The sequence below is a fragment of the Streptomyces sp. NPDC047117 genome (assembly GCF_040643545.1).
GTDB lineage: Bacteria > Actinomycetota > Actinomycetes > Streptomycetales > Streptomycetaceae > Streptomyces.
Genome location: NZ_JBEYUN010000007.1, coordinates 62,699 through 89,345, shown reverse-complemented (window position 1 = coordinate 89,345; position 26,647 = coordinate 62,699). Strand labels below are relative to the sequence as shown.

General features: G+C 71.5%; 24 protein-coding genes and 1 tRNA gene. 10 read left to right on the top strand and 15 right to left on the bottom strand.

What is annotated here, in order from left to right:
* Window positions 1–128 precede the first annotated feature (128 nt).
* Window positions 129–329 (top strand): helix-turn-helix domain-containing protein, encoded by a 201-nt coding sequence (locus tag ABZ840_RS15275; RefSeq protein ID WP_361559094.1) that lies wholly within the window; start codon window positions 129–131, stop codon window positions 327–329.
* Window positions 329–1,468, top strand: a complete 1,140-nt coding sequence (locus ABZ840_RS15270; protein ID WP_361559091.1) for a site-specific integrase — start codon at window positions 329–331, stop codon at window positions 1,466–1,468. The genes ABZ840_RS15275 and ABZ840_RS15270 overlap by 1 nt, the downstream gene beginning before the upstream one ends.
* 78 nt (window positions 1,469–1,546) lie before the next feature.
* On the opposite strand, the gene ABZ840_RS15265 is transcribed toward ABZ840_RS15270, so the two are convergent.
* A tRNA-Thr gene (locus ABZ840_RS15265) sits at window positions 1,547–1,620 on the bottom strand.
* A 205-nt stretch (window positions 1,621–1,825) separates the two neighbouring features.
* Between ABZ840_RS15265 and ugpC the strand changes: the two genes are divergently transcribed.
* From ugpC to ABZ840_RS15250, 3 genes are all read left to right on the top strand, one after another.
* Window positions 1,826–2,962: a sn-glycerol-3-phosphate ABC transporter ATP-binding protein UgpC gene (ugpC, locus tag ABZ840_RS15260; protein ID WP_361559088.1), complete on the top strand. Its 1,137-nt coding sequence runs from the start codon at window positions 1,826–1,828 to the stop codon at window positions 2,960–2,962.
* Between the two features lie 354 nt (window positions 2,963–3,316).
* Window positions 3,317–3,736: a hypothetical protein gene (locus tag ABZ840_RS15255; RefSeq protein WP_361559085.1), complete on the top strand. Its 420-nt coding sequence runs from the start codon at window positions 3,317–3,319 to the stop codon at window positions 3,734–3,736.
* A 285-nt stretch (window positions 3,737–4,021) separates the two neighbouring features.
* Complete coding sequence (locus ABZ840_RS15250) at window positions 4,022–4,807, top strand: nucleotidyltransferase family protein (protein ID WP_361559082.1); 786 nt, start codon at window positions 4,022–4,024, stop codon at window positions 4,805–4,807.
* 170 nt (window positions 4,808–4,977) lie between these two features.
* Here ABZ840_RS15250 and ABZ840_RS15245 read toward each other — a convergent pair whose 3' ends face one another.
* From ABZ840_RS15245 to ABZ840_RS15220, 6 genes are all read right to left on the bottom strand, one after another.
* Window positions 4,978–6,771: a DoxX family membrane protein gene (locus ABZ840_RS15245; protein WP_361559079.1), complete on the bottom strand. Its 1,794-nt coding sequence runs from the start codon at window positions 6,769–6,771 to the stop codon at window positions 4,978–4,980.
* A 376-nt stretch (window positions 6,772–7,147) separates the two neighbouring features.
* Window positions 7,148–8,101 carry a 23S rRNA (guanosine(2251)-2'-O)-methyltransferase RlmB gene (gene rlmB, locus ABZ840_RS15240; protein ID WP_361559076.1) on the bottom strand — a complete coding sequence of 318 codons (954 nt, stop codon included), beginning with the start codon at window positions 8,099–8,101 and terminating at the stop codon, window positions 7,148–7,150.
* Window positions 8,102–8,274: 173 nt separating this feature from the next.
* Window positions 8,275–9,672: a cysteine--tRNA ligase gene (cysS, locus tag ABZ840_RS15235; RefSeq protein ID WP_361559073.1), complete on the bottom strand. Its 1,398-nt coding sequence runs from the start codon at window positions 9,670–9,672 to the stop codon at window positions 8,275–8,277.
* Window positions 9,673–10,065: 393 nt separating this feature from the next.
* On the bottom strand, window positions 10,066–10,557 hold the full coding sequence (gene ispF, locus ABZ840_RS15230) for a 2-C-methyl-D-erythritol 2,4-cyclodiphosphate synthase (RefSeq protein WP_361559070.1): 492 nt from the start codon (window positions 10,555–10,557) through the stop codon (window positions 10,066–10,068).
* A gap of 169 nt (window positions 10,558–10,726) precedes the next feature.
* Window positions 10,727–11,476, bottom strand: a complete 750-nt coding sequence (gene ispD / locus ABZ840_RS15225; protein ID WP_361559067.1) for a 2-C-methyl-D-erythritol 4-phosphate cytidylyltransferase — start codon at window positions 11,474–11,476, stop codon at window positions 10,727–10,729.
* A 511-nt stretch (window positions 11,477–11,987) separates the two neighbouring features.
* Window positions 11,988–12,470, bottom strand: a complete 483-nt coding sequence (locus ABZ840_RS15220) for a CarD family transcriptional regulator (protein WP_003953493.1) — start codon at window positions 12,468–12,470, stop codon at window positions 11,988–11,990.
* Between the two features lie 810 nt (window positions 12,471–13,280).
* Between ABZ840_RS15220 and ABZ840_RS15215 the strand changes: the two genes are divergently transcribed.
* Window positions 13,281–13,934 carry a DUF461 domain-containing protein gene (locus ABZ840_RS15215; protein WP_361559064.1) on the top strand — a complete coding sequence of 218 codons (654 nt, stop codon included), beginning with the start codon at window positions 13,281–13,283 and terminating at the stop codon, window positions 13,932–13,934.
* A gap of 340 nt (window positions 13,935–14,274) precedes the next feature.
* Here the strand turns inward: ABZ840_RS15215 and ABZ840_RS15210 are convergent, their stop codons facing one another.
* Both ABZ840_RS15210 and ABZ840_RS15205 read right to left on the bottom strand, forming a co-directional pair.
* A complete protein-coding gene (locus tag ABZ840_RS15210) occupies window positions 14,275–14,955 on the bottom strand; it encodes a response regulator transcription factor (RefSeq protein ID WP_006603892.1) in 681 nt (226 codons plus the stop codon).
* Entirely contained in the window at window positions 14,952–16,265 is a 1,314-nt protein-coding gene (locus tag ABZ840_RS15205) for an ATP-binding protein (protein WP_361559060.1), read from the bottom strand. The genes ABZ840_RS15210 and ABZ840_RS15205 overlap by 4 nt, the downstream gene beginning before the upstream one ends.
* Window positions 16,266–16,531: 266 nt before the next feature.
* Here ABZ840_RS15205 and phoU point away from each other — a divergent pair, with 266 nt between their 5' ends.
* On the top strand, window positions 16,532–17,209 hold the full coding sequence (gene phoU, locus ABZ840_RS15200; protein WP_361559057.1) for a phosphate signaling complex protein PhoU: 678 nt from the start codon (window positions 16,532–16,534) through the stop codon (window positions 17,207–17,209).
* Between the two features lie 409 nt (window positions 17,210–17,618).
* Window positions 17,619–17,741 (top strand): hypothetical protein, encoded by a 123-nt coding sequence (locus tag ABZ840_RS15195; RefSeq protein ID WP_361559054.1) that lies wholly within the window; start codon window positions 17,619–17,621, stop codon window positions 17,739–17,741.
* Window positions 17,742–17,899: 158 nt separating this feature from the next.
* Here the strand turns inward: ABZ840_RS15195 and ABZ840_RS15190 are convergent, their stop codons facing one another.
* The gene (locus tag ABZ840_RS15190) at window positions 17,900–18,661 is read right to left on the bottom strand and encodes a phosphoglyceromutase (RefSeq protein ID WP_361559051.1); all 762 of its coding nucleotides are present in this window, start codon (window positions 18,659–18,661) and stop codon (window positions 17,900–17,902) included.
* Window positions 18,662–18,862: 201 nt separating this feature from the next.
* On the opposite strand from ABZ840_RS15190, the gene ABZ840_RS15185 reads away from it, so the two are divergent.
* Window positions 18,863–20,224 carry an MFS transporter gene (locus tag ABZ840_RS15185; RefSeq protein WP_361559048.1) on the top strand — a complete coding sequence of 454 codons (1,362 nt, stop codon included), beginning with the start codon at window positions 18,863–18,865 and terminating at the stop codon, window positions 20,222–20,224.
* Here the strand turns inward: ABZ840_RS15185 and ABZ840_RS15180 are convergent.
* The 3 genes from ABZ840_RS15180 to mshA form a co-directional block, all read right to left on the bottom strand.
* The gene (locus ABZ840_RS15180; RefSeq protein ID WP_361559045.1) at window positions 20,178–21,854 is read right to left on the bottom strand and encodes a glycosyl hydrolase family 28-related protein; all 1,677 of its coding nucleotides are present in this window, start codon (window positions 21,852–21,854) and stop codon (window positions 20,178–20,180) included. The genes ABZ840_RS15185 and ABZ840_RS15180 overlap by 47 nt on opposite strands.
* A 116-nt stretch (window positions 21,855–21,970) precedes the next feature.
* Window positions 21,971–22,477 carry a YbjN domain-containing protein gene (locus ABZ840_RS15175; RefSeq protein ID WP_361559042.1) on the bottom strand — a complete coding sequence of 169 codons (507 nt, stop codon included), beginning with the start codon at window positions 22,475–22,477 and terminating at the stop codon, window positions 21,971–21,973.
* Window positions 22,470–23,849, bottom strand: a complete 1,380-nt coding sequence (mshA, locus tag ABZ840_RS15170; RefSeq protein WP_361559039.1) for a D-inositol-3-phosphate glycosyltransferase — start codon at window positions 23,847–23,849, stop codon at window positions 22,470–22,472. The genes ABZ840_RS15175 and mshA overlap by 8 nt, the downstream gene beginning before the upstream one ends.
* A 253-nt stretch (window positions 23,850–24,102) precedes the next feature.
* Here mshA and ABZ840_RS15165 point away from each other — a divergent pair, with 253 nt between their 5' ends.
* Window positions 24,103–24,933 carry a class I SAM-dependent methyltransferase gene (locus ABZ840_RS15165; protein ID WP_361559036.1) on the top strand — a complete coding sequence of 277 codons (831 nt, stop codon included), beginning with the start codon at window positions 24,103–24,105 and terminating at the stop codon, window positions 24,931–24,933.
* A 79-nt stretch (window positions 24,934–25,012) separates the two neighbouring features.
* Here ABZ840_RS15165 and ABZ840_RS15160 read toward each other — a convergent pair whose 3' ends face one another.
* Entirely contained in the window at window positions 25,013–25,426 is a 414-nt protein-coding gene (locus ABZ840_RS15160) for an NUDIX hydrolase (protein WP_361559033.1), read from the bottom strand.
* Between the two features lie 14 nt (window positions 25,427–25,440).
* Window positions 25,441–26,607, bottom strand: a complete 1,167-nt coding sequence (locus tag ABZ840_RS15155) for a CHAD domain-containing protein (protein ID WP_361559030.1) — start codon at window positions 26,605–26,607, stop codon at window positions 25,441–25,443.
* Window positions 26,608–26,647 lie beyond the last annotated feature (40 nt).

Genomic DNA, 26,647 nt, shown 5'->3' with positions numbered 1-26,647 from the left:
CCCTTCCCAACCCCCTTACTGATCCATTGAAACCGCAGGTCAGACGCCTTATCACCCTTATCGCCCTTATCGCCCCACTCACCTTCTCTCCCGCCTGAGCCGTTCCCCTGCCGAGGAGGCATGCCCCGATGCATGTAGTACCGCCCACAACACCGGAGGCTCTCACCATCCCCGAGGTCATGACCGCCCTGCGCCTGAGCAGGAGCAAGGTCTACGACCTCATCCGATCCCGTCAGTTGGCGAGCTTCACCGTCGGGCGCGCTCGGCGCGTCTCCCCCGACAGCCTGCGCGCCTTCATCCAGGTACAGATCGAGGAGAACGCCGCCTGATGGCCCCCCGCAAGAGGAACCCCAACGGCGCCGGCAGCATCTGGCAGCGCAAAGACGGACGCTGGGAAGGACGCGTCTACGTCCCGCAGCCCGACGGCACCCGTAAGCGCAAGACCGTCTACGGCGCCACCTGGGAAGAGTGCGACGAGAAGCGGCAGGAACTCGTTCGGCGCGACCGGCAGGGCATTCCGACGCCTTCCCGGTCGCCCAAGCTCTCCGAATGGCTGCCCTACTGGCTGGAGGAGTACGTAAAGCCGCAACGGAAGCGCACTACGTACATCAAGTACGAGATGCACACGCGGCTCTACCTCGTGCCACTCCTGGGCAGCCGCCGCCTGGAGTCGCTCACCACGGCGAATGTGCGACGGATGCTTGCAGCGGTCATCCAGCAAACGTCGGCGGCAACCGCGAAGGAGGCTCACCGGGTGTTGCGCACGGCTCTGACGGCCGCCTGCCGAGAGGAAGTGATCAGCCGCAACGTGGCGCAGCTGGTCCCTGCACCGCAGGTCGAGCCGCGCGAACTGCACCCGTGGTCGCTGGACGAGACCCTGACGTTCCTGGAAGCCGCGCGGCGCGACCCGCTGTATCCCGCATTCGTCCTCGCTATCGCGCTCGGCCTGCGACGGGGAGAGATCCTGGGCTTGCACTGGCGAGACGTGGATTTCGACCGGCGGACGCTGACAGTCCGGACCACGCTGAATCGCGGTGGCAAGGATCTGTACCTGGATTCGACCAAGAACCGGCGCGCGAGGGTGATCCCCGTTCCGCTCATGTGCGTGGCTCCACTGCGGTGGCAGCGCCTGCGGCAGGCCGGTCAGCGGTCCGATGCCGGCGCGAAGTGGCATACCAACGGCCTGGTGTTCACTACGCGCAGCGGGCTGCCCATCGAGCCGCGGAACCTCTACCGGTCCTTCCTCCGGATCACGGAGTCAGCCGGCCTGCCACAGGTCCGTCTGCACGACACCCGGCACGGCTGCGCGTCTCTCCTCTTCGCGGCCGGCGTCGCACCGCGCACCGTGATGGAGATCCTGGGGCACTCCCAGATCGCCGTCACGATGAACGTCTACACCCACGTGAATGACGACCATCGGCGGGAGGCGATGAGTCACATGGACCGGCTGCTCAAGCGGCGCCGGTAACAGGGAATGCCGTCAACTTCTACCGTCAACGCCCCCGTGATCGTCGATCACGGGGGCGTTTTGCCTGGTCAAGGCTAGAGCCCCCTGTCGGATTCGAACCGACGACCTTCGCTTTACAAGAGCGGTGCTCTGACCAGCTGAGCTAAGGAGGCGTGTCATGTGAAGTGTACCCAGGGGTGAAGGTTACCTGGCGGGGGGATTTCGTGATGTCCGACCTACTGACACCGGGTGCCCTTGCGGGTACCGTCCCTGGCAGTCGGTGCGCAGTGGACTACACCACCCGCGCACGGGCTGCCCACAATCCTTCCTTTACTCGGATCGTCCGGCACGTTCCTGCCGGTGAAGGGACATATCACCATGGCTACGGTCACGTATGACCAGGCAACCCGGATCTACCCGGGTTCCGACAAGCCCGCCGTCGATCAGCTCGACATCCAGATCGAGGACGGGGAGTTCCTCGTCCTGGTCGGGCCGTCCGGTTGCGGCAAGTCCACCTCCCTGCGGATGCTCGCGGGCCTGGAGGACGTCAATGGCGGCGCGATCCGGATCGGGGAACGCGACGTCACTCACCTGCCGCCCAAGGACCGGGACATCGCCATGGTGTTCCAGAACTACGCGCTCTACCCGCACATGACCGTCGCGGACAACATGGGCTTCGCGCTCAAGATCGCCGGCGTGAACAAGACGGAGATCCGGCAGAAGGTCGAGGACGCGGCGAAGATCCTGGACCTGACCGAGTACCTGGGCCGCAAGCCGAAGGCCCTCTCCGGTGGTCAGCGTCAGCGTGTGGCGATGGGGCGCGCGATCGTGCGTGAGCCCCAGGTGTTCCTCATGGACGAGCCGCTGTCGAACCTCGACGCGAAGCTGCGTGTTCAGACGCGTACGCAGATCGCCGGCCTGCAGCGCCGCCTCGGGATCACGACCGTGTACGTCACGCACGACCAGGTCGAAGCCATGACGATGGGCGACCGGGTGGCCGTCCTCAAGGACGGGCTGCTGCAGCAGGTCGACTCGCCGCGCAACATGTACGACCGGCCGGCGAACCTCTTCGTGGCCGGGTTCATCGGGTCGCCTGCGATGAACCTCGTGGAGGTGCCCATCACGGACGGTGGCGTGAAGTTCGGCAACAGCGTCGTGCCGGTCAGCCGGGAGGCGCTCAGCACGGCGGCGGACAAGGGCGACCGTACGGTCACCGTCGGCGTCCGGCCCGAGCACTTCGACATCGTCGAGCAGAACGGCAGCGCCGCGAAGACCCTGACGAAGGAGTCCGCGGACGCGCCGGCGGGCCTGGCCGTCACCGTGAACGTCGTCGAGGAGCTGGGCGCGGACGGGTACGTGTACGGCACGGCCGAGGTCGGCGGCGAGGTCAAGGACCTGGTCGTGCGTGTCAACGGCCGCCAGGTGCCGGAGAAGGGCAGCCAGGTGCACGTCGTGCCGCGGCCGGGCGAGACGCATGTCTTCTCCACGTCGACCGGTGAGCGGCTCAGCGACTGAGGAACTGAGAAGTCACCTGCCGCGCGAGGCGCGGAACGTGATGGGCGGGGCGGTTTCCCTTGTGGGGCCGCCCCGTCGGCGTTTGCGAGACGTGCTGATCGGCAGGGGGTGCGCTCCGGGCACTGGCGCCGGGCTCCGCCGGCCGTGCCGCGCCCGCCCTCAGAGACGTGGCCCGGTTTGAAACGGGGGATGGGATGGGGAGGTACCGGGCTTCCGGTTGTCGACAATTGGACGGGCAGTTCCGCCATTTCGAGCAGCGTGCGTCAACATCATTTAACCCGCGACAGGCGATTTCATCCCTCGACCGGGTGACTAAATGTCGCCATATCATCACTGCTCGCTACCATCACGGACGTGAACTCCGCAGCCCGGCGTATCGGCCGAACTCTCGCTCTCGTCCTGCCCGTCGTCCTCGTACTCTCCGGGACACTAGCCGTCACTCGCGTGCCGTGGGCCTCACCGACTTCCGAGTCGCAGATGCTCACCGCCTCGTCCGGTACGGCCACCAGCCATCAGCCGCGCAACCGTGCCCCGCAGGACCTCCTGCGAGACCGTCTGCTGGCCGAACTCCAGGAGAAGGACCCGGGAACCGCCCTGACGCACCTCCAGGAGGCCACCACCAAGCGGCCGTCGCTGGCCAAGCACTGCGCGTCCATCGCCCGCGCGCTGGGCCGTGCCGCGGTCCAGAAGTACGGCGCATCACACCGCGCCCAGGCGTACTCGCGGCCCGTCTGTGACACGTCGTTCGCGAGCGGGGTCGCCACTGCGCAGTGAGCGGCCACCCCGTAACGACCGAAGCAACCATCGAAGCGACAACCGAAGCGACAACCGAAGCAACGGCCGAAGCAACGACCGAAGTCGTAGCGACAAGGCTCGCAAGACTCGTCACTACAGCAGGACCATGTGACGAACGGCGTGGCGGACCTCGACGTACGGCCGTCGGACGGCAACTTCTCGTACGCCGGCCCGTACGTCGGCTCGTACGTCCGCCCGTACGTCGAGTGACAGGCCGCAGCGCTCGCACCCGGTCCGTCACAGCCAGCACATAGGGTGCGGATCATGACAGGTGTCCCGTATCCGCATCCCACGCAGGCCGTGGTCCTGGCCGGCGGTCAGGGCTCGCGACTCCGCCCGTACACCGACGACCGGCCCAAGCCGATGGTCGAGATCCCGGGCACCGGGACCCCGATCATCGGCCATCAGCTCGCCTGGCTGGCGGCCGAGGGCGTCACCGACGCGGTCGTCTCCTGCGGCCACCTCGCCGAGGTCCTCCAGGACTGGCTGGCCGAGGCCGAACTCCCCCTGCGGGTCACCACCGTTGTGGAGACCGAACCGCTGGGCCGCGGTGGCGGACTCAAGTACGCCGCCGCCTCTCTCCCCCGCCCCGGTCAGCCCTGGTACGCGACCAACGGGGACATCTGGACGCGCTTCTCCCTGCGCGAGATGGCGGACTTCCACCACGAACGCGGCGCGGACGCCACGCTGGCGCTGGCCCGGCCGCGAATCCCCTGGGGCGCCGTCGAGACCGATCCCTTCGGGCACGTACTGGACTTCATCGAGGCGCCGCCGTCGCCGTATCTGATCAACGCGGGTGTGTACGTCTTCTCCGCGGCCTTCACGGATTTGCTGCCGGACCGTGGCGACCATGAGCGCACGACGTTCCCGCGGCTCGCGCGCGAGCGCCGGCTGGCCGGTTTCCCGCTGCCGCAGGGCGCCTACTGGCGCGCGATCGACACGGCCAAGGACCTCACCGAGGCGGCGCAGGAACTCGCCCGGTACGGGCCCGGAGACGGGCACGGGCACGGCCGTGGGCGTGCCCATGGCCTGAGGAACGGGCAGGGGTAGCAGGGCCCCCGGGGCATGTCCCTCCCAGGGCACGCCCCTCCCCCCGCACACCTACCTCTCCCCCTCCACACACCCCTCCGCCACCCGCCCCACAGCCCTTTCAGGCGGTGGAGGGGTGGCGGAGAGAGGTACGGGGCGGGGAAGTGGCCCGGGCCCCGGGGGCGGGTGGGTCAGCCCAGGAGGCCGCCCAGGGTGCCGCCGGAGGAGGAGCCTCCGGAGGAGCCGCCGCTGGAGGAGCCGCTCGGGGAGGAGCCACCGCCCGTGGTGCCGCCGCCGGTGCCGGCCGTGGAGGTCGGGGGCTGGGTGGCGGGGGCGGGGTCGGCCGGGACCGACTGCTGGGGCGGGCCGCTCGTCGTACGGCCCGGCTGGGCGCCCTGGGTGGCGCCGGCCGTCTCCCTGGCCGCGCCCGGCTGCGAGGCCGACGGGGAGACCGAGGAGTCCGTACCGCGGGAGGTGCCCGCCGTGGGGGACGCGCTGCCCTGGGTGGCGCCGCCGATGCGGCCGTTGCTCGTACGGTTCGGGGCCTCGCGCGGGGTGTGCAGGGAGCGGCCGGGCAGGGAGTTGGTCGGCGGTTCGCCCGGCTTGGGGACGGTCGGACCGGAGGCGGAGCGTACGGCGCCGCCGAGGAGGGAGCCGATCAGCAGCGTCAGGCCGGCGACCACGGCGGTCATCACGGCGCCGCGGCGCAGCACCCGGCGTCGCAGGTCCCAGACCTCCACGCGGGGGCCGAGGTTGCGCCAGGCCTCGCCGGCCAGCCGCGCGTCCAGGGAGTAGACGGGGGCGCCCGCGATGATCAGCGGGCTCCAGGCGGCGAGGTAGATGATGTCCGGCGCGTCGTACACAGGAACGTTGCGCCAGCTGACGGTCATCAGGAGGGCCGCCGAGAGCAGCGCGCCCATGGAGGCGGCGACCCGCTGCCAGAGGCCGCAGACGGTCAGTACGCCGACGACGACCTGGAGGAAGGCGACGGTGAGGCCGGCGCCGACCGGGTGCGCGAGCGCGAAGTCGCGGAGCGGGGTGGCGAGCGCCCAAGGGTGCAGCGACTCCAGCCACTTCACCATGGAGCCGCGCTCACCGCCGTCGAAGTAGACGGGGTCGCAGAGCTTGCCCATGCCGGCGTAGACGGTGATGAAGCCGAGGAAGACGCGCAGGGGCAGCAGGACGACGCCGAGGTTCATCCGGCGGTCGGGGTAGAACGCCTGCTTGTCACCGGCGAACCGGCGGCCGTCGCCGTGGCGGGGCTCGAATTCGGCGTCGCTGCACGGGCCTTCGTCCCAGTCGGGCCCGGGAGCGCCGATGCCACCGGAGCCGCCGGACGCGGCGCCGTACGCACCGGCGTACGAGCCGTCGGCCCCACCGGCGTACGAGCCGGCCTGGGTGTCGGCGTGCGCCCCTTCGTGCCACGTGCCGCCCGCGCCCGCCGTGACGTACGCGCCGTTCTCGTCCGCGGCGTACGCGCCGTCGGACCAGGTGTCGTCCGTGGGGCGGGAGTGCGGGAGCCGGGGCATCAGCTCGGTGTCGTCGGAGGCTCCGCGGGGCCCGATCACACCGGGCGACGGCGGCGGCGCGAAGGCACCCGCCCCGTCCGGCCTGATCCGGGGCAGGACCTGGGTCGCGCCGGCGTCGTCGCTGTGGCCGCCCGCGCTGTTCCGCACGGCGTGCAGGAGCTGGGTGGTGGGCGCCGAGGTGTCGCCGGGCGTCGTACGGCCGCTCCAGACGACGGGCGCGCGCCGCCTGGCGGGGGCGGGTCCGGCAGCGGCGGTGCCGGACGCGGCGGCGGCCGTGGCACCCCGCGCGGCGCCCGCCGGCGCGGGGGCCGCGAGCTGCACGCGGAAACTGGCGTGATTGACGATGACCTGCGCGGGGTCGCACGGCACCTTGACCGAGCTCAGTACCGGCTCGTCATCGAAGCCCGGCGAGCGTCCCCCCGTAGGCCTGCGGGGTGTTCTGGTGTCCACGCTCATCTAACCGAGTGACCAGCGTTTAAGACACTGCCTTGACCGTGTCGATCTGTCCGAGACCCGTCAAAACTTCCCGGGTTGCACGGAGGGTGATGTTCTGCCCCAGGTTGGCGGCGTGGTTCGTGCCGATATGCGACGCGGTTGCCGGGCCCGGTGGGCGACGGCTGCCGGGTGCGGTGCGGGACAGCTGCCGGGTGCGGTGCGGGACGGCTGCCGGGTGCGGTGCGGGACAGCTGCCCGTCCCGGTACACAACGACCTGCCCGTCCCGGTACACGACGACCTACCCGCCCCGGTACGCGACGGCTCCGACGAGGCCGCACAGCGCATCGCGGGGGCGGACCGAAGCCCACCCCCGCGATGCGCAGCGCCACAGATGCGTCACGCCCGGCGGCGCGCCGCCTCCCACAGCACCACGCCCGCCGCGACGCCGGCGTTCAGCGACTCGGCGCCGCCCGGCATCGGGATGCGGACGCGCACGTCGCAGGTCTCGCCGACGAGGCGGGAGAGGCCCTTGCCCTCGCTGCCGACCACGATGACGACCGGGCCGTCCAGCACCTCCAGGTCCTGGAGCTCCATCTCGCCGTCGGCCGCGAGGCCCACGACCGTCATGCCCGCCTTCTGGTACGTCTCCAGCGCACGGGTGAGGTTGGTGGCGCGCGCGACCGGCGTGCGCGCCGCCGTACCGGCGGAGGTCTTCCACGCGCCCGCCGTCATCCCGGCCGCGCGCCGCTCCGGTACGACCACACCGTGGCCGCCGAACGCGGAGACGGAGCGGACGACCGCACCGAGGTTGCGCGGGTCGGTGACGCCGTCGAGGGCGACGATCAGCGGGTCCTCGCCGTTGTCGAACGCGGCCGCGGGGAGGTCCTCGGGGTGCGCGTAGTCGTACGGCGGGATCTGCAGGACCAGGCCCTGGTGGTTCAGGCCGTTGGTCATGCGGTCCAGCTCGGGGCGCGGCGCCTCCATGAGGTTCATGCCGCGGTCGGCGGCGAGCTGGAGCGCCTCGCGCACCCGCTCGTCGCTGTCGATGAACTGCTGGACGTACAGCGTCGTCGCGGGGATGTCCTCGCGCAGCGCCTCCACGACCGGGTTACGGCCGACGACCAGCTCCGACGTGCCCTTGGCACCGCCGCGGCGCGGGGCCGGGCGGCGGTGGGCCGACTGCTTGGCCTGGGCGTTGGCGATGCGGTTCTTCACATGTCCCTTGCGGGCGGACGCGGGCGGGGTGGGGCCCTTGCCCTCCAGGCCCCGGCGCCGCTGGCCGCCGCTGCCGACCTGCATGCCCTTCTTGTTGGACGTGCGGCGGTTCCTGCGCTGGCTGTTGCCGGCCATGGGTCACCTGTCTCTTACTGCTCTCGACGTCTCGCGACGTGGATGTGATGTCTGCTGCGTATGCGTATGCGTATGAGTGTCGCCCGCGGTGCCCTGTGCGGGCTACCGGGACGGGACTGCGCCGCCCGCGCCCACCGGGGCGCGACCGCTGCCGTCCGCGTCGCCGCCGTCCGTCACGACAGCGACCAGCGCGGCCCCGACGGGGTGTCCTCGATGGCGAGGCCGGACTGCTGGAGCTGGTCGCGGATCGCGTCGGCGGTGGCGTAGTCCTTGCGGGCACGGGCCGCCTGACGCTGGTCCAGGACCATGCGCACGAGGGAGTCGACGACGCCGTGCAGGTCCTCGCCGCGCTCGGAGCCGCCGCCGGACCACTGCTCGTCCAGCGGGTCCAGACCCAGCACGCCGAGCATGGCGCGCACCTCGGCCAGTCGGGCGACGGCGGCTTCCTTGTCGTCGGCGGTCAGGGCGGAGTTGCCCTGCCGGACGGTCGTGTGCACGATCGCCAGCGCCTGCGGGACGCCGAGGTCGTCGTCCATCGCCTCGGCGAAGGCCAGCGGCACCTCGTCGGCGGGCTCGACCGGTCCCCCGGCCAGCTCCACGACGCGCTGTACGAAGCCCTCGATACGCGCGAACGCGGATTCGGCCTCGCGCAGCGCTTCCTCGCTGTACTCGATCATCGAACGGTAGTGCGGCGTGCCGAGGTAGTAGCGCAGCACGATGGGACGCCAGCGCTTGACCATCTCGGAGACGAGCACGGAGTTGCCCAGGGACTTGGACATCTTCTCGCCGCTCATCGTGACCCAGGCGTTGTGCGCCCAGTACCGCGCGAACTCGTCGCCGTAGGCCTTGGCCTGCGCGATCTCGTTCTCGTGGTGCGGGAAGACCAGGTCGACGCCGCCGCCGTGGATGTCGAAGCGCTCACCCAGGTACTTGTGGGCCATGGCCGAGCACTCCAGGTGCCAGCCGGGCCGGCCGCGGCCCCAGGGGGTCTCCCAGCTGGGCTCCCCTTCCTTGGCCGCCTTCCACATCGCGAAGTCGCGCGGGTCCCGCTTGCCGGTCTCGCCCTCTCCGGACGGCTGCTTCAACTTGTCCAGCTCCTGGCCGGACAGCTCCAGGTAGCCGGGGAAGGAGCGCACGTCGAAGTAGACGTTGCCGTCGACGGCGTAGGCGTGGCCGCGCTCGATCAGGCCGCGCATCATTTCGATCATCTCGGGGACGTGTCCGGTCGCGCGCGGCTCGTACGTCGGCCGCAGGCAGCCGAGGGTGTCGTACGCGGTGTTGAACGCGACCTCGTTCTCGTACCCGATCGACCACCACGGACGGCCCTGCTCGGCCGACTTCTTGATGATCTTGTCGTCGATGTCGGTGACGTTGCGCACGAACGTCACGTCGTAGCCGCGGTACTCGAACCAGCGGCGCATGATGTCGAAGTTCAGTCCCGACCGGATGTGCCCGATGTGCGGGGCGGCCTGCACGGTCGCGCCACACAGGTAGATCGAGACGCAGCCCGGCGTGAGCGGGGTGAAGTCACGGATCTGCCGGGCGCTGGTGTCGTACAGGCGAATGGTCACGCATCAAGGGTAGACGGAACGAGGCAGTGCCCCGCGACCCGATGGGCCACGAGGACACAGAAGCGTGACACTCGCGGGCGTTCTGTCACACTTCGCGCGATATGGGGCCTGTGTGCGGTCCGGGGTGGGCCGGTCCCGGCGGTCCGGGGTGGGCCGGTCGGACAGTCCCGGATGGGCCGGTCCGTACGACCAGGCGGGCCGGTAGGTACGACCCGGCGCCGCGGGCGGGGACGGAGTGCGTCCGTCCGTCTCCGTACCCCGCCAACACCCCTGCGAAGCGCGGCATTCCCCCTCGCACCCCCGAAGGGCGCCGCGAAGGGCGACCTGGAAGGCCCCTCGGAAAGGCGCCCCTGGGAGGCCCCTCCGGAATGCGTCCCTGGGGGGCGGGTGCGCTCAGTTCGCTCGGTACACCAGGGCCGTGGCCAACGCGGCCAGGCCTTCGCCGCGGCCGGTGAGGCCGAGGCCGTCGGTGGTGGTGCCGGAGACCGCGACGGGGGCGCCGGCCGCGGCCGAGAGGGACTTCTGGGCCTCCTCGCGGCGCTTGCCGACCTTCGGGCGCACGCCGATGACCTGTACCGCGATGTTGCCGATCTCGAAGCCCTCGGCGCGGACGATGCGGGCGGCCTCGGCGAGCAGGGTCACGCCGGAGGCCCCGGACCACTCGGGGCGGCTCGTACCGAAGTGCGCGCCGAGGTCGCCGATCCCGGCGGCGGAGAAGAGGGCGTCGCAGGCGGCGTGCGCGGCGACATCGCCGTCACTGTGCCCGGCGAGGCCGTAGCCGCCGCTCGCGGCCTCGTCCCACAGGAGACCGGCACACCACAGCTCACGCCCCTCTTCAAAGGCGTGCACGTCCGTCCCGATCCCCACCTGGGGCAACGCGACCATGAGATTTTCCTCCCTGCGAGTGAACATCTAACCGTGCGAGAACTCCGCCCCGCCCCCGCTCGTCGAACGGGTAGGGGGCCCACCCCGCAGCCCCCGTATACGCCCCGCCCCCGCCCAAACCCCCGGGCGGCCAAGGCCGGCGTATCCCTCCCTCAGGCGCGCCCGTCCGTCACGCGTACCCGTCCGTCACGCGCCGGCGGGCCAGTACGGCCTCGGCGAGCACCAGGTCCAGCGGGCGGGTGACCTTGAAGGCTTCCTCGTGGCCGGGCACGACCACGACCGGCGCGCCGAGCCGCTCGACCATGCCGGCGTCGTCCGTCGCGCCCTCGCCGTCGAAGGTGACGGTCGTGTGCGCCTTGACCAGGGTGTCCCGGTCGAAGCCCTGCGGAGTCTGCACGGCGCGCAGCCGGGCGCGCTCCGGGGTGCCGACGACCGGCTCGTTCCCGCCGTCGGGATCCGGCCGTACTTCCTTGACCGTGTCGGCGAGCGGCAGCGCAGGCACGACCGCGGGGGCGCCGCCCCGTACGGCGGCGATCACGCCGTCGACGGTGTCGACCGGCACGAGGGGCCGCGCGGCGTCGTGGACGAGGACCACGTCGACGTCGTCGGGCAGCGCCTTCAGGCCGAGGCTCACGGACTGCTGGCGAGTGTCGCCGCCGGGGACGACCAGCAGTTCCGTGCGCTCGGGGAAGGTGTGGCCGTCCAGCAGCGCGCGGACTTCGGGCGCGCCGTCGGGCGGCGCGACCACGACGACGAGCGAGACGGCGCGGGAAGCGGCCATGGCGCGTACGGCGTGGATGAGCATGGGCGTGCCGCCCAGCGCGCGCAGGGCCTTGGGGGCGCCGGGGCCGAGGCGTACGCCACGGCCGGCCGCGGGGATGACCGCCGCCGTGCGAAGTCGGCGGGAATCTTCAGACATCGGTAGCACTCCGTGAGCCGGGGGTCGCACCCCGAATTTCGAGCGGCAGGTTTGTTTACTCGGCCGAGGTGGGTATGGCCTCACCGTGCCGGGCGCGACGCCCCGACCGGACCCTTCCGTGACGACCGGTCGAGCCAGCTGCCCGGGCCCGGCACGTCAGTGCCCTTCACGTCGGCCGACAGGCTCGATGACCAGGCCGATCGAGGCAGGTCATCGAGGCGGGTCGCGAACATCTTCAGACGCCGTCGGCAACGCAGAGATCGCAGAGATCCTCGACGTCGCCGGCAACAGAGTCGCCGACCGTACGGCGGGCTCGTGGCTCGTCAGTAGCTCAGTGGCGTCAGATATGCCGCAGCGCCCGGCAACGGACCGCTTCCGTGGGAAGCAGTCGTCGCTCGGGCACCGCGGCATTTTCGTGCTGAGCCATTCTTCTGCTGAGCACCGCCGAGCACACCACTGTGGGCGATCACTGTGGATACCCAGCGGCGTGGGAACCCAGCAGCGTCCGGCGTCAGGACGCGAGGACCTCGTCGAGCAGAGCCTCGGCCTTGTCTTCGTTGGTGTTCTCCGCGAGAGCCAGCTCGCTCACCAGGATCTGGCGGGCCTTGGCGAGCATGCGCTTCTCACCTGCGGAGAGTCCGCGCTCGCGCTCACGACGCCACAGGTCGCGAACTACTTCGGCGACCTTGATCACGTCACCGGAGGCGAGCTTTTCGAGATTTGCCTTGTAGCGACGGGACCAGTTCGTCGGCTCTTCGGCATATGGTGCGCGGAGCACCTCGAAGACCCGGTCGAGCCCGTCCTGGCCGACCACATCGCGCACACCGACGAACTCCGCATTGTCCGCTGGCACACGAACCGTCAGGTCGCCCTGAGCGACCTTCAGCACCAAGTAGGTCTTGTCCACGCCTTTGATCTGGCGAGTTTCGATGGCCTCGATCAGCGCGGCCCCGTGATGGGGATAGACCACGGTGTCGCCAACCTTGAACGTCATGTGACAGGTACCCCTTCCGTGGCTATCCATCCTAACACGGGAACGGTTGGTTCTGAATGGCGTTTTCGCAGGTCAGGGCGTATCTCGGGGCTTGACAACGACGGCCGTGACGTGCATCGACCGCCTGCCGGAAGCAGGTATTCGCAGGTCGGAGGCGATTCTTGAGCGCAGCGAAACACGTACGTCACAGCCCCGGAAGAGCCTGATCGAGAGGACGAACGTCCCGTTTTGCCGGGATCCGGATGGCGGGCTTCCAGTGCTCCGTTCGGTGTCTCACGATCACTCTCCCGATCAGTCCCGTCCGAATCGGAAATTGATCACGGCGTCACCCGGACGGGTGGGCCGGACATGATCAATTCGTGTGACGCGGCGCATTCCTTATGCCTTTGCCGTTATTCCTCCGACGGGCGCGGCGGATTCGCGCGCCGCGGCCACTCGAACGGACGGCAGGTGAATTCTTCCGGCAGTTCCCGTGAGGACTTCGGCAATCCGGCCGCGCACCGGCGGGACACCACACCGGTGAGGCGCGGAGGAAGCACAGGGGAGGTCGCCGGAGAAGGTGACCGGAGAAGGTGATCCGATGCGTTCCGGGTGGCCGGTAGTGACCATGTGACCGGTGCGTGATCGCTCAGGGGCGGGTCGGGTGCGGCGCCGCAAGGGCGGCTCGGTAACCTAGCGGCGCTGACACACCCTTAGGGCGGTTTTACGTACGGCGCCGAAGCACGGCGTACGGAAGGGCCGCCCAGCCGTCCACCGCGACCGGGCATGACCGTTCGGCCGCCAAAGCTCGTCCTAGGAGATGCCGCCGCCGTGAGCCGCAGCCTTCGACGCGGCGCCCTCGCCGCCACCGTCCTCACGCTCTCGATTGCCTCGCTCTCCGCGTGCGGGGCCGGAAACGACGCCGCGACGCTGCAAGTCAAGCCGGACAACGCCGCGACCTCCGTCGGCGACATCAAGATCCAGAACGCCACTGTGATCACCCAGCCGAAGCCGGAGGCCAAGGGCCCGGCCGCCGTGTCCGCGACGCTGTTCAACGGCGGCGCGAAGGACCAGACGCTGGACTCCATCACGCTCGACGGCAGCGGCACGCAGGCCGAGCTGAAGCCCGCCAAGGGCTCCGGCAAGATCACCGTGCCGGCCGGCGGCTCCGTCGTGATCGGGGGCAAGGGCAACGCCTCCGCCGTGCTGGCCAGCGGCCGCGAGGCGGTCAAGGACGGCGACGCGCAGCCCGTGACCTTCGCGTTCAGCCGCACCGGCAAGGTGAAGCTGCGCGCGTTCGTCGTCCCGGCGAACAGCTACTTCAAGGAGTACGGCCCGAGCGAGGTCCCGCAGCCGGGTCAGTCCGGCGCCGCCACGCCGTCGGGCACCGGCTCGCCGTCCGAGTCGGCGTCCGGCAAGCCGTCGGAGTCGGGCAAGCCGTCCGACGCCGCTTCCGCCTCGGAGACCGCGCACGCCGGCCACTGAGCCGTAGCCGCGCTACTGAGCTGCGTCGGCGCCCGAGCGGCGCCCACAGCCCGGCTGACGCCCGTCGCGCCCCCGCCGCCCTGCGGGAGCACGGCGGGCGCGGTTGTGCGTACGACGGCCTACGGGCGTACGTGAGGCGGGTACACGTACGTGCTCATCGCTGCCCCGCCGGGCAGCCGGCTCCGCCCCCAACGCCACAAGCGCCCCACCCGGATCGGGGCGGAGCGCTGGAGCGACGCACATACTCCTTGCAGGAACAGGTCAGGAACAGGTCAGGAACAGGTACAGGCGCTGGTACAGCTAAAGGCACCTGTCCTGGTGGCCTGTGCCAGTGATCGGCTTACGGCTCGAACTTGTACCCGAGGCCGCGGACCGTGACCAGGTAGCGCGGGGCGCCCGGGTCCGGCTCGATCTTGGCGCGCAGGCGCTTGACGTGGACGTCGAGGGTCTTGGTGTCGCCCACGTAGTCGGCGCCCCAGACCCGGTCGATCAGCTGCATACGGGTGAGGACCCGGCCGGCGTTGCGCAGCAGCATCTCCAGCAGGTCGAACTCCTTGAGCGGCAGGTCGACCTTGCCGCCGGAGACCGTGACGACGTGCCGGTCCACGTCCATGCGGACCGGGCCCGCCTCCAGGGCCTGCGGGGTGACCTCCTCCGGCTCACCGCGGCGGCGCAGGACCGCGCGGATGCGGGCGACCAGCTCCCGCGAGGAGAAGGGCTTGGTGACGTAGTCGTCGGCTCCTATTTCCAGGCCGACGACCTTGTCGATCTCGCTGTCCTTGGCGGTCACCATGATGACCGGGACGTTGGAGCGGCCGCGCAGCTGGCGGCAGACCTCGGTACCGGGCAGACCGGGCAGCATCAGGTCGAGCAGGACCAGGTCGGCGCCGTTGCGCTCGAACTCGTCCAGTCCGTCGGGGCCGGTCGCGGCGATGGCGACCTCGAAGCCCTCCTTGCGGAGCATGTACGACAGAGCGTCGCTGAAGGACTCCTCATCCTCGACGACGAGCACTCGGGTCACGGAAGGACCTCCGGGGCAGGATAGGGCGCACGTAGCGCTTCCGGGGAAGTGTGGTGGTGGGTGACGGCCGGGCCGCTGTAGGTGTCGTACGGACCGTCCTCGCCATCGAGGTCGTCCGGGTCTGATCCGGCGGGGTCCCGGCGGGCCTCGCGGTCGCGGACCGCGCCGGCTTCCGGAAGCCGCAGGGTGAAGGTGGAGCCCTGTCCTTCGGCGCTCCACACCGTGACCTCCCCGCCGTGCGAGGCGGCCACGTGCTTGACGATGGCGAGACCGAGTCCGGTGCCGCCGGTGGCGCGGGAGCGCGCCGGGTCGACGCGGTAGAACCGCTCGAAGATCCGGTCCCGGTCCTTCTCGGAGATGCCGATGCCCTGGTCGGTGACGGCTATCTCGATCATCGTGCCGCCGGCCGCCGGGACGCGGCGGCCGGCTATCCCGACGCGAGTACGGGCCGGGGAGTAGTTGACGGCGTTCTCGACTAGGTTGCCGAGGGCGCCGGCGAGCTGGCTTCTGTGGCCCCATACGTACAGGTCGGCCGTGCCGCCGACGGCCATGGTGATGGACTTGCTGCTGGCCTGCTGGCGGCAGCGGTCCATGGCCTCCTCGACCAGCTCGTCCACGTGGACCGGCTCGGCGTCCTCCAGGGGGTTGTCGTTCTGCACCCTGGAGAGGTCGATCAGCTCCTGGACGAGGCTGGTCAGGCGGGTGGCCTCGGCCTGCATGCGGCCGGCGAAGCGGGTCACCGCCTCGGGGTCGTCGCTCGCGTCCATCACGGCCTCGGAGAGCAGCGAGAGCGCGCCGACCGGGGTCTTGAGCTCATGGCTGACGTTGGCCACGAAGTCGCGGCGGACCGCCTCTATGCGGCGCGCCTCGGTGAGGTCCTCGACGAGGAGCAGGACGAGCCGGGAGCCGAGCGGGGCGACCCGCGCGGAGACGGCGAGGGCGTCGCCGCGGCCGGTGCCGCGGCGCGGCAGGTCCAGCTCGACCTGGCGTATCTCGCCGTCCCTGCGGGTGTCGCGGGCCATCTGCATCATCGGGTCGACGGCGAGTTTGCCGCCGCGTACGAGTCCGAGGGCGTACGCGGCCGAGCTGGCCTTGACGACGCCGTCGGCCTCGTCGAGGACGACCGCGGAGGACCGCAGTACCGACAGGACGGTGTCCACGCCGGGCGGCAGGACGGCGTCGGTGTGCAGGGAGGTACGGGTGGGTTTGGCCTGGTCGCGTTCGCTCCAGCGAAACGCCAGCATGGCGATCACGCCGGTACAGCATCCGGCGATCGCTGCCACTGCGGCGATGGCCGCGTCCACGTTCATGAGTCCAGGTTATGCGCCGGTTGTGACAGTTCCACAGCCATCCGAGGGTCACCTCGAACACCCGTTGCCGAGAGTTCACCTTCACGTCGGTACTGGTTCACTCCGGATGGGCGAACCGGTCGCATCCGGGCTCGAACGTGGGAGCGTGGGGATCGTAGACCCACGCCACCAGGGGCGCAGCCCACGTTACGACGCGGGGCGCGGCCCGGAGGTCGGCGGGCATCGCAGGCCCACACCGAACGACTCGATGCGAGAGAAGGTCACTGATGCGGGACGCGTACCACGAGGAGCTTGACTCGATCGGCGAAGGCCTGGTCGAGATGGCCAGGCTTGTCGGCTCCGCGATCGGGCGCGCCACCACGGCGATACTCGACGCGGACCTGAAGCTGGCGGAGAACGTGATCGCCGGCGACGAGAAGGTCGATGATCTGCAGCGGGACCTGGAGGCGCGGGCCATAGCCCTGCTGGCGCGCCAGCAGCCGGTCGCCACCGACCTGCGGATAGTCGTCACGTCGCTGCGGATGAGCGCGGACCTGGAGCGGTCCGGTGACCTGGCGCAGCACGTCGCGAAGCTGGCGCGGCTGCGGTTCCCGGAGTCGGCGGTGCCCCGGGACCTGCACGCCACCATCCTGGAGATGGGGCAGTTGGCGCAGCGCCTGATGGCGAAGGCCGGCGAGGTCATCATTACGAAGGACGTCGACCTGGCGCTCCAGCTGGAGCAGGACGACGACGCGATGGACCTGCTGCACCGCACGCTGTTCCAGCACCTGATGGACGACCGCTGGAAGCACGGCATCGAGACGGCGGTGGATGTCACGCTGCTGGGCCGTTACTACGAGCGGTTCGCCGATCACGCGGTGTCGGTCGCCAAGCGCGTGGTCTACCTGGTCACGGGCGAGCACGCGGACGAGATCGCGCCACAGGCGGCGGTCGAGGGCGCCTGAGCACTCCGCGAGCGGGGCGTGCGGGAGCGCGCGCCCCGATCCGTGCGGCCGCGCGCCGTTGGTACGCCTCCCCGGGTGGGTAGGGGAGGGAAGGAACCTCCCTTATGGCTGCCAACCAGGAGGCACTTCATGACCCAGTCGTCTGTTTCCAGCACTCCCGCGCCCGAAACGGCCAACGGCTGCTCGTGCGGCCCCGGCTGCGCCTGCGGCTGCCAGTCGGGCGGCCCCTGCCAGTGCGGCGGCAGCTGCGGCTGACCCGCCCGGAACACCCCGAGCCCCCTGCCCGCGAAGTTCGCGAGCAGGGGGCTCGTCGTTGCGGACACCGGTGCCGATCCCGACGGATCAGCCCAGTACGCTCCTTTGCTGACAGCCATGGGACCGCTTCCATGGCCGGGGGACGGGGACCGCCATGTTTGCGCTGGGCATCATGTTCATGTACCTGCCGGCAGCGGCGATCATCAGCTTCACGTGCTTCGCGGCCTTCCGCGCCCAACGGCACAAGGCCTTCAAGATCCTGGCTACGCGTTCCTGACACTGGGACTGCTCTGCGGCGGCACCCCCGTGACATTCCTCCTCTGGCCCGAACTCCTCACGTAGCCCGGCCCCACCACGGCCCAGCACAGCGACGAGCCCCTCACCAGCAGGAAAACCCGCAGGCAGGGGGCTCGTCGTTGCGGTGACGCAGTGGGCTTACTTCTTCTTGCCCTGGTTCTTTACTGCCTCGATGGCTGCCTTGGCGGCTTCCGGGTCGAGGTAGGTGCCGCCCGGGTTCAGGGGCTTGAAGTCGGCGTCGAGCTCGTAGGAGAGCGGGATGCCGGTGGGGATGTTCAGGCCGGCGATGTCGGCGTCGGAGATGCCGTCCAGGTGCTTGACCAGGGCGCGGAGGCTGTTGCCGTGGGCCGCTACCAGGACCGTCCTGCCCGTGAGGAGGTCCGGGACGATGCCGTCGAACCAGTACGGGAGCATGCGGACGACGACGTCCTTGAGGCACTCCGTCTGGGGGCGCAGCTCCGGGGGGAGGGTCGCGTAGCGCGGGTCCTCGAACTGGGAGAACTCGGCGTCGCGGTCCAGCGCGGGCGGCGGGGTGTCGTACGAGCGGCGCCAGAGCATGAACTGCTCCTCGCCGAACTCGGCCAGGGTCTGGGCCTTGTCCTTGCCCTGGAGGGCGCCGTAGTGGCGCTCGTTCAGGCGCCACGAACGGTGGACCGGGATCCAGTGGCGGTCCGCCGACTCCAGCGCCAGCTGCGCCGTGCGGATGGCGCGCTTCTGGAGGGAGGTGTGGACCACGTCGGGGAGCAGGCCGGCGTCCTTGAGCAGCTCACCGCCGCGGACCGCCTCCTTCTCGCCCTTCTCGTTCAGGTTGACGTCCACCCAGCCGGTGAACAGGTTCTTCGCGTTCCACTCGCTCTCGCCGTGGCGGAGGAGGATGAGCTTGTACGGTGCGTCGGCCATGCCTTTGAGCGTAATCGAAAAGGGGGGCTGCTCTGGCAGGGGCCCGGCCTGTGGACGCGGGGCCGCTCGTCTGTGACACGGCAGTGTCGTTTGACGGTTCGTGTTAATTGAATGGCGGACTGTGACCTGCGTATGTAGTTTCCCCTTGGCGGGTGTGCCACTTACACCACCCGCCTGCGTCGCTGCTTGGGGGGAGACAGAGTGAGACGGGGCGTCGTCGCGAGTGTGGCCGGGTTGCCACGGCAGTTCTGGTGGCTGTGGACGAGCACGCTGGTCAATCGGCTGGGAGCGTTCGTCGCGACGTTCCTGGCGCTGTACCTCACGGTCGAGCGTGGCTACTCGGCCTCGTACGCCGGTCTGGTGGGGGCGCTGTACGGGCTGGGCGGGGTGGTGTCGTCGGTGGTCGCGGGCGTGGCGACCGACCGGCTCGGGCGGCGGCCGACGATGCTGATCGCGCAGCTGACGACCGCGGGCTCGGTGGCGCTGCTGGGCTTCATGACCGACCCGGTGGCCATCGCGGCGGTGGCCTGCCTGGTGGGCATGGCGACCAACGGCTCGCGGCCCGCGGTGCAGGCGATGATGGCGGACATCGTCGCGCCCGAGGACCGGGTGCGGGCCTTCGCGCTCAACTACTGGGCCCTGAACATGGGCTTCGCGATCTCCTCGGCGCTGGCCGGGCTGCTGGCCCAGTACGGGTATCTGCTGCTCTTCATCGGTGAGTCGGCGCTGGTGCTGGCCTGCGCGGTGGTGGTGTTCGTGAAGCTGCCCGAGTCCCGGCCGGCGGCAGGGACGGTGGAAGGCGATGCGGCCGAGGGACCCGTACGGCGTGTGTCGATGACGACCGTGGTGCGGGACGGGCGGTTCATGACCGTCGTCGGACTGAACCTGATGCTGGCGCTGCTCTTCCAGCAGGCGTACGTGTCGCTGCCGGTGACGATGGGGCTGGAGGGGTTCACCAGCTCCGACTTCGGGCTGGTGATCGCCACCAATGGCGTGCTGATCGTGCTGCTGCAGATCCCGGTGACCCGGTTCATCGAGCACCGCAGCCCGGCGGCGCTGCTGATCGGCTCGGCGCTGCTGACCGGATACGGGTTCGGGCTGACGGCGTTCGCCGGGTCGGTGGCGCTGTTCGCGGTGGCCGTCGCCGTCTGGACGCTCGGCGAGATCATCAACTCGCCCACCCAGATGGGGCTGGTGGTGCGCCTCTCCCCCACCCACGGCCGCGGCCGGTACCAGGGGATGTACTCGCTGTCCTGGTCGGTGGCGGCGCTGGCGGCCCCGCTGCTCGGCGGGACCGCCATCGACCGGTTCGGGCCGGAGGCGCTGTGGGCCGGCTGCGCGGTCGTCGGCACGGTCGCGGCGCTCGGCTACGGGCTGCTGCTGCGGCGGATGAACGCCGAGGAGCGGGAACGGGCCGCGGCCGAACCGACCGCGGCCGAGCCGACCACGGCCCCGGACCCGGGCCCCGTCACGGACACAGCAGCCACCTCCGTCACGGAAGCAACTCCCGCCCCCGTCAAGGCCGCAGGCGCCGCTGTGCCTCGTACAGATTCCGTGGCCTGACCGCGCCGGGGCGGCCGTAGTCCGTCAGCCTGCTGTGCAGGTCGCCCGTGAAATCCGGCTTGTCGATCTGGCCGAACTCGCGGACCTTCGAGATGCCGGCGGTGACGCTGTACGGGGCCAGGCCGTCGATCTTCACCATGCCGGCGCGCCCGTTGGTGACACGGATGTTCCAGTGGGTGAAGCGGGCCCCGAAGAGCGGCCCCGCACGCAGGTCGCCGCCGTGCTCGCCGGTGTTGTCGATGGTGATGTCGGTACGGACGTTGGCGAACGGCAGGCCCCGGTGGGAGTCGAACGTGCCCATCTCCATCCGGCCGCGCGACCAGACGTTGTAGCTGGACAGGTTCTCGACGTTGATGCCGTGCAGGATGGTGTCGGGCCGTGCGGGGACGGTGCGCTGCTCGATCACGAAGTCCTCGAAGAGGTTGTCGTGCGCGCCCTCGCGGCAGTAGTAGGGATGGTGGGAACCGCGGCCCGCGACACGGGTGTTGCTGACCGTGCAGGAGGACGAGGCGGTCAGCCCGATGCCGTTGTCGACGTGGCGCGCGACGACGTCCCGCACCCAGCAGTCGTACGCGCACTGCAGGACGACGCCGTTGTAGCCCTTGTCGTGCAGGTGCGGGGACTGCGGCGTCTCGACCGCCTCGATCGTCAGGCCCTCGACCCCGGCGCCGGTGAGCGCGGGGACATGGGTGGTGAGCCGCGGGTCCCACTCCGGGCGTACGTCGAGGGGCAGCGGGCGCTCGAAAGTCACCTCACGACCCTTGATACGGACGATGCGTACGGGCCACTCGTACGGGACGAAGCTGTTGAGCTTGGCCCTGCCGTCCCAGCGGTACGCCGCGGGCCCCGGGCCGCCGCCCGCCATGTGCTGGAGGAGGGTGTGGTCCCGGTCGTCGGCCAGCCGGAGGAGGACGAGGGTGCCGGGGCGCAGGCGTGCGGTGTCGGCGACCGTCACCGACCAGTCGCCGCGGCGGGCGGAGCGTACGGCGGTGAGCGTGCGCCACTCGTCGCGCCGGTTGCCCGTCCAGCCCTCGAACGGCCAGTCCTTCCGCCTGATCGCCGCGACGAGGGAGTCGTAACGGGCCGTGGGGCAGAGCCAGACGAGGCCGCCGGTCCAGGACCAGGCGGACTTGTCGCCGCCGTACCGGCTGCCGTACGGGCCGATCAGCTCGGTGAGGTGCTTGGTGGCCAGCAGCTTCGTACGGCCGCTGCCCGCGCCCCGCAGCACCACGCCGTCGCGGCCGATGCGGATCACGTCGTCGATGCGGAAGGTGCCGGGAGGCAGGGAGACGATGCCCCCGCCACGGCGGCCCGCGGCCTCGATGGCGCGGTTGAGGGCGGGGGCGGAGTCCTTGCTGCCGTCCGGGGTGGCGCCGTGGTCGCGTACGGCGTCGATCACCGGTTCCGCACCGGCGGCCCGTGGCCCGCGCCTGCTGCCCGCCCGGCCGACGTACGGGATCTGCGGATGCCTGAAGGGGCGTGCCGTGTATTCGTCCCAGAGCGCCGAGCGACGGTCGGCCCCCGCGTCCGCCGAGACTACCGAGGCCGCCGAGGCCGGGAGAGCGGGCAGCGCCGCGGCCGCCGCAGCGGCCGTCGCGCTGCCCAAAAGGGTGCGCCTGCTGATGTCCATGGGCCGCCCTTCATGCAGGTGAAGAGGTGCATGGGAGAGGAGGCCGCGAGCATGGCACGGCCCCGCCGCGCGGCGGAAGAGCCGAGAACGGGCGCGACGAGATGGGCCGGAAAGTGCTACTTGTCCCGGCCGGTCAGGTGGGCGAACGCCGCCAGGTTGCGGGTGGACTCACCGCGCGAGACCCGCCACTCGTACTCCTTGCGGATCGCCGAGGCGAAGCCCATCTCCAGCAGGGTGTTGAAGGAGCCGTCGGCGTTCTCCAGGACCGTGCCGAGGATCCGGTCCAGTTCGTCGGGGGTGACGGCCGCCAGCGGCAGCTTGCCGGCGAGGTAGACGTCGCCGAGCCGGTCGATGGCGTAACTCACGCCGTACAGCCGGGTGTTGCGCTCCAGCAGCCAGCGGTGCACCGCTTCGTGGTTCTCGTCCGGGCGGCGGACGACGAACGCGTTGACCGACAGGGAGTGCCGGCCGACCAGCAGCGAGCAGGTGGTGGAGAGCTTGCGGGTACCGGGCAGCTTGACGACGTAGCTGCCCTCCGCGGGCGACTCCCACTCCAGCCCGGCGTCGTTCAGCGTCTCCTCGACGACCCGCCGCGCGTCCGCGGCCCTGCTGTCCTCAGCCATGCAGTGATCGTAGGCGACGGCGCCGCTCCTGCAACGCGGCGGTGTACACCTCGGCGGTGGCCCCGGCCGCGGTGTCCCAGCCGAAGGACTCGGCGTGCCGGGCGGCCGCCGCGCCCATCCGCAGCGTGAGCGAGGGGTCGTCGGCGAAGCGGCGCAGCGCGTGGGCGTAGTCCACCGGGTCGTGCCCGTCGACCAGGAAGCCGCTGACGCCGTCCTTCACGGCGACCGGCAGGCCGCCCACCGACGCGGCGATCACCGGGGTGCCGCACGCCTCGGCCTCGATGGCCACCAGCCCGAAGGACTCGCTGTACGAGGGCATGACCAGCACGCTGGCCGCCCGGTACCAGTCCGCGAGCTGGTCCTGGCCGACCGGCGGCCGGAACCGCACCACGTCGGCGATGCCCAGCCGGGCGGCGAGCTTCTGCAGCCCCTCGGGCTTGGCCAAGCCGCTGCCGCTCGGCCCGCCGACGACGGGGACGACGATGCGGGAGCGCAGCGAGGGGTCCTGGTCGAGCAGGACGGCCACCGCGCGCAGCAGGATGTCGGGCGCCTTCAGGGGCTGGATACGGCCGGCGAAGAGCGGGATCAGCGCGTCCTGGGGCAGGTCGAGGCGCCTGCGCGCCGCGGCCCGCTCGTCCGCGACGTCGCTGCCCGTCACGCCGCTCGCCGGGCGGAAGCGGTCGAGGTTGACGCCCGGGTGCACGACGGCGACCCGGTCCGGCTCGGCCTCGTAGTGCCGGACCAGCTCGCCGGCCTCCTCGGCGGTGTTGGCGATCAGGCGGTCCGAGGCGCGCACGATCTGCGTCTCGCCGATGACACGCGCGGCCGGCTCGGGGGTGTCCCCCTCCGCCAGCGCGGCGTTCTTGACCTTGGCCATCGTGTGCATGGCGTGCACCAGCGGGACGCCCCAGCGCTCGGCGGCGAGCCAGCCGACGTGGCCGGAGAGCCAGTAGTGGGAGTGGACCAGGTCGTAGTAGCCGGGGCGGTGGCCGGCCCAGGCCTGCATGACGCCGTGCGTGAAGGCGCACAGCTGGGCGGGCAGGTCCTCCTTGTTCAGCCCCTCGTACGGGCCCGCGTCCACGTGGCGTACGAGGACGCCGGGGGCCAGCTCGACGGCGGGCGGCAGGGTGCCGGTAGTGGCCCGGGTGAATATCTCGACCTCGATATTGAGCGAGGCGAGCTTCCTGGCCAGCTCGACGATGTAGACGTTCATGCCGCCCGCGTCGCCCGTGCCGGGCTGGTGCAGCGGAGAGGTGTGGACGCTCAGCATCGCCACTCGGCGCGGCTTGCGGGAGCCGCCCAGCCGCAGCCTGGCCGGACCGGTGAACTGGCTCTGGGGACGGCCGCGGAGCCGGGACACGTATTGGCTCACTGCGAGCTACCTCCCACATTCCGGCAAAATCCGGCGGAAACCGATCCTGGTACCGCCTCTCAACCGGCCAACAACGGAGTCGGCCGAGCCATTTCCCGCCAGGCGCCCGGCCCCGCCCTCTTTGCCAAAGCGTGACCCTGGCGGCGAGGGACCGGGCCCACCGAGCGCCTTGGCGGGCGACGGACCGGGTGCCCGACGGGTCCCTGACAGGTGACAGGCCGGGTGCCCGCCGCGCAGCACATAAAGTCATGTCATGGCCCGCAGCTCCCCCACGCCCCCGTCCGCACGCCCGGTCGGGAGCGCCACCCGCGGGACCACCAACCCCAACCGGCTGCGCCGCATGGACCGCTGGATCGCCGCCGTGCACGGCCCCCAGCTGCGCCGCGCCGCCGATCCGGTCGCGGTCGACCTCGGGTACGGGGCCGCGCCCTGGACCGCCGTCGAGCTGCTGGACCGGCTGCGGACGGCGCGCGGGGACGCGGAGGTGGTGGGGGTGGAGATCGATCCGGCGCGGGTCGCGGCGGCCCGGCCGTACGAGCGGGCCGGGCTGGTCTTCCTGCACGGCGGCTTCGAGGTGCCGCTGCCGGGCGCCCGGGACCGCTCCCCCGCGCTCATCCGGGCCGCGAACGTGCTGCGGCAGTACAGCGAGGCCGAGGTGGCCGAGGTCTGGGCGCGGCTGTGCGACCGGCTGGCGCCGGGCGGGCTGCTGGTGGAGGGCACCTGCGACGAGATCGGCCGCCGGCACGTCTGGGTCGCGCTCGGCCCCGAAGGCCCCCGCACGGTCACCTTCGCGGCCCGCCTCGCCTCCCTGGAGGCCCCGTCCGACCTGGCCGAACGGCTCCCGAAGGCGCTGATCCACCGCAATGTGCCGGGCGAACCGGTGCACGCCTTCCTGCGCGACTTCGACCGGGCCTGGGCGGCGGCGGCTCCGTACGGCGCGCTCGGCGCCCGCCAGCGCTGGATCCGGTCGGTCCTCGCCCTGCGCGACGCGGGCTGGCCGCTCGCCGACGGCCCCCGCCGCTGGCGCCTGGGCGAGGTCACGGTCCGCTGGGAGGCGCTGGCACCGCGCGGCGGCACGGCCTGAGGGGCCCGGCTCGCGGCACCGCCCCCGGCGCTCAGCGATCACACATCGCCGCAGGTGGAGCAGCAGTACGCGCCCCGGCTCAAGCAGTACGCAGTGCCGCCATCAGCGCGTCGACCAGGGGGCGGTCGCGGTCCTGGGTGAGGCGGCCGCGGGCCGCGGCCGGGGACAGCCAGGCCACCCGGTCGACCTCGTCGTTCGGGGTGAACGTGCCGCCGCACGCCTCGGCCGCCCAGTAGCGGACCTCCTTGGGGCGGCCGTTCACCTCGTAGTGCGCGGAGGGCAGCTCGGGGCCCGGCCGGCAGGCCATGCCGGTCTCCTCCGCGACCTCGCGGACCGCCGCGGCCGGCGCCTCCTCGCCCCGCTTGAGCTTGCCTTTCGGGTGCGACCAGTCGTCGTACTTGGGCCGGTGCACCAGCGCGATCTCCAGCCCGCCCGACTCCGGCGAGCGGCGCCACAGGACGCAGCCCGCCGCGAGGATCACCGCTTCGTTCATCCGCCGGTCCTTCCTCATCGGGGCCAGTCGCCGCGTTCCGGTGCGCGGTCCCGGGGCCGGAAGGCGTCGGACGGGAGCGGGTGCCAGGCGCGGGTGAAGGCGTAGCGGGCTGCCTCGACCTCGTGCCGCTGGTCGGCGTGGAGGACGCCGAGGGCGTAGGCGGTGGCCGGGGCGATGCGCGGGGTGCGGGCGGCAGCGGCGGCGGCCGCCGCGGCCTCGGCGGCGTCCCGGTGCCGCTCCAGCGCCCGGCCCGCCTCCAGCAGCCGCAGGTCGGTGACGCCGCCGTCGGCGACCTCCTGCGCGTACCTGCTGTGCCGCAGCAGCAGCCGGACCTGGTGCCAGGGGGTGTCGTGACGGTCGTCGGAGGTCAGCGCCGCTGCGTTGTACGGGTGCCCCGCGCGGGTCAGCGGCAGCGCGGCGACGGCCTCGGCCAGTCGGCGGTGCGCCTGGTCGGCCAGCGGCGGCAGCGCCTCGGCGGCGAGCCGGTCCGCGGCGTTCTTGTCCAGCGGGGCCTCGGAGGCGAGCACCGCCACGGCGTCCGCGACGGCGTGGAAGCGCGAGGAGCCGAGCGCCTGCAGGGCGGCGGAGTGGGCGCGGGTGCGGGCCAGGGTCAGCTGGCGGTCGAGCAGCGCGCCGGCCCGTGCGGCTCCCGCCGCGGTGGTGGCGGCCGGGTCCTTGGGGTCCCGGCTCCGCTCCTCGCGGGGTCCGGCGTCCCTGCCCCGCGCCGCGCGTGCGGGCGTCCGCTGCGGCGCCGGCCCGTCCTCGGGCGATCTGGAGGTGCCGCCCGGGTCGGCGGGGCCGGCCACGCGATGCAGCGCGCCCAGCAGGCGTTCGAGCCGGTCGGCGTAGGAGTGCTCGCGGGCCAGGGTGCCCGACAGCCAGCCCAGCTCGGAGCGGAGCTGGTCGGCCCAGGTCTCGTCGGCCAGCGGCCGGAAGGTGTGCAGCGCGCCGCTGATCCGGCGGGCCGCGGCCCGCAGCTCCCGGGCCGCGTCCCCGGCGCCGCGCGCGTCCGAGCCGCTCTCGCGGTGCAGCCGCAGGCTGCGCAGGAACGCCGTCGACTGTTCGTGGAGGTAGGCCGAGAACACCTCGCCGGCCGTGGCGCGGTCCGGTGGCGGCTCCGTCACCGCGCCGAGCAGGCCGGCGGGTGCGGGTGCGGTGCTCCGGTTCGCTCCGTGCGTCATGCCGTCCTCCTCACGGTGACCGTGGCGGCCGGGCACGCGG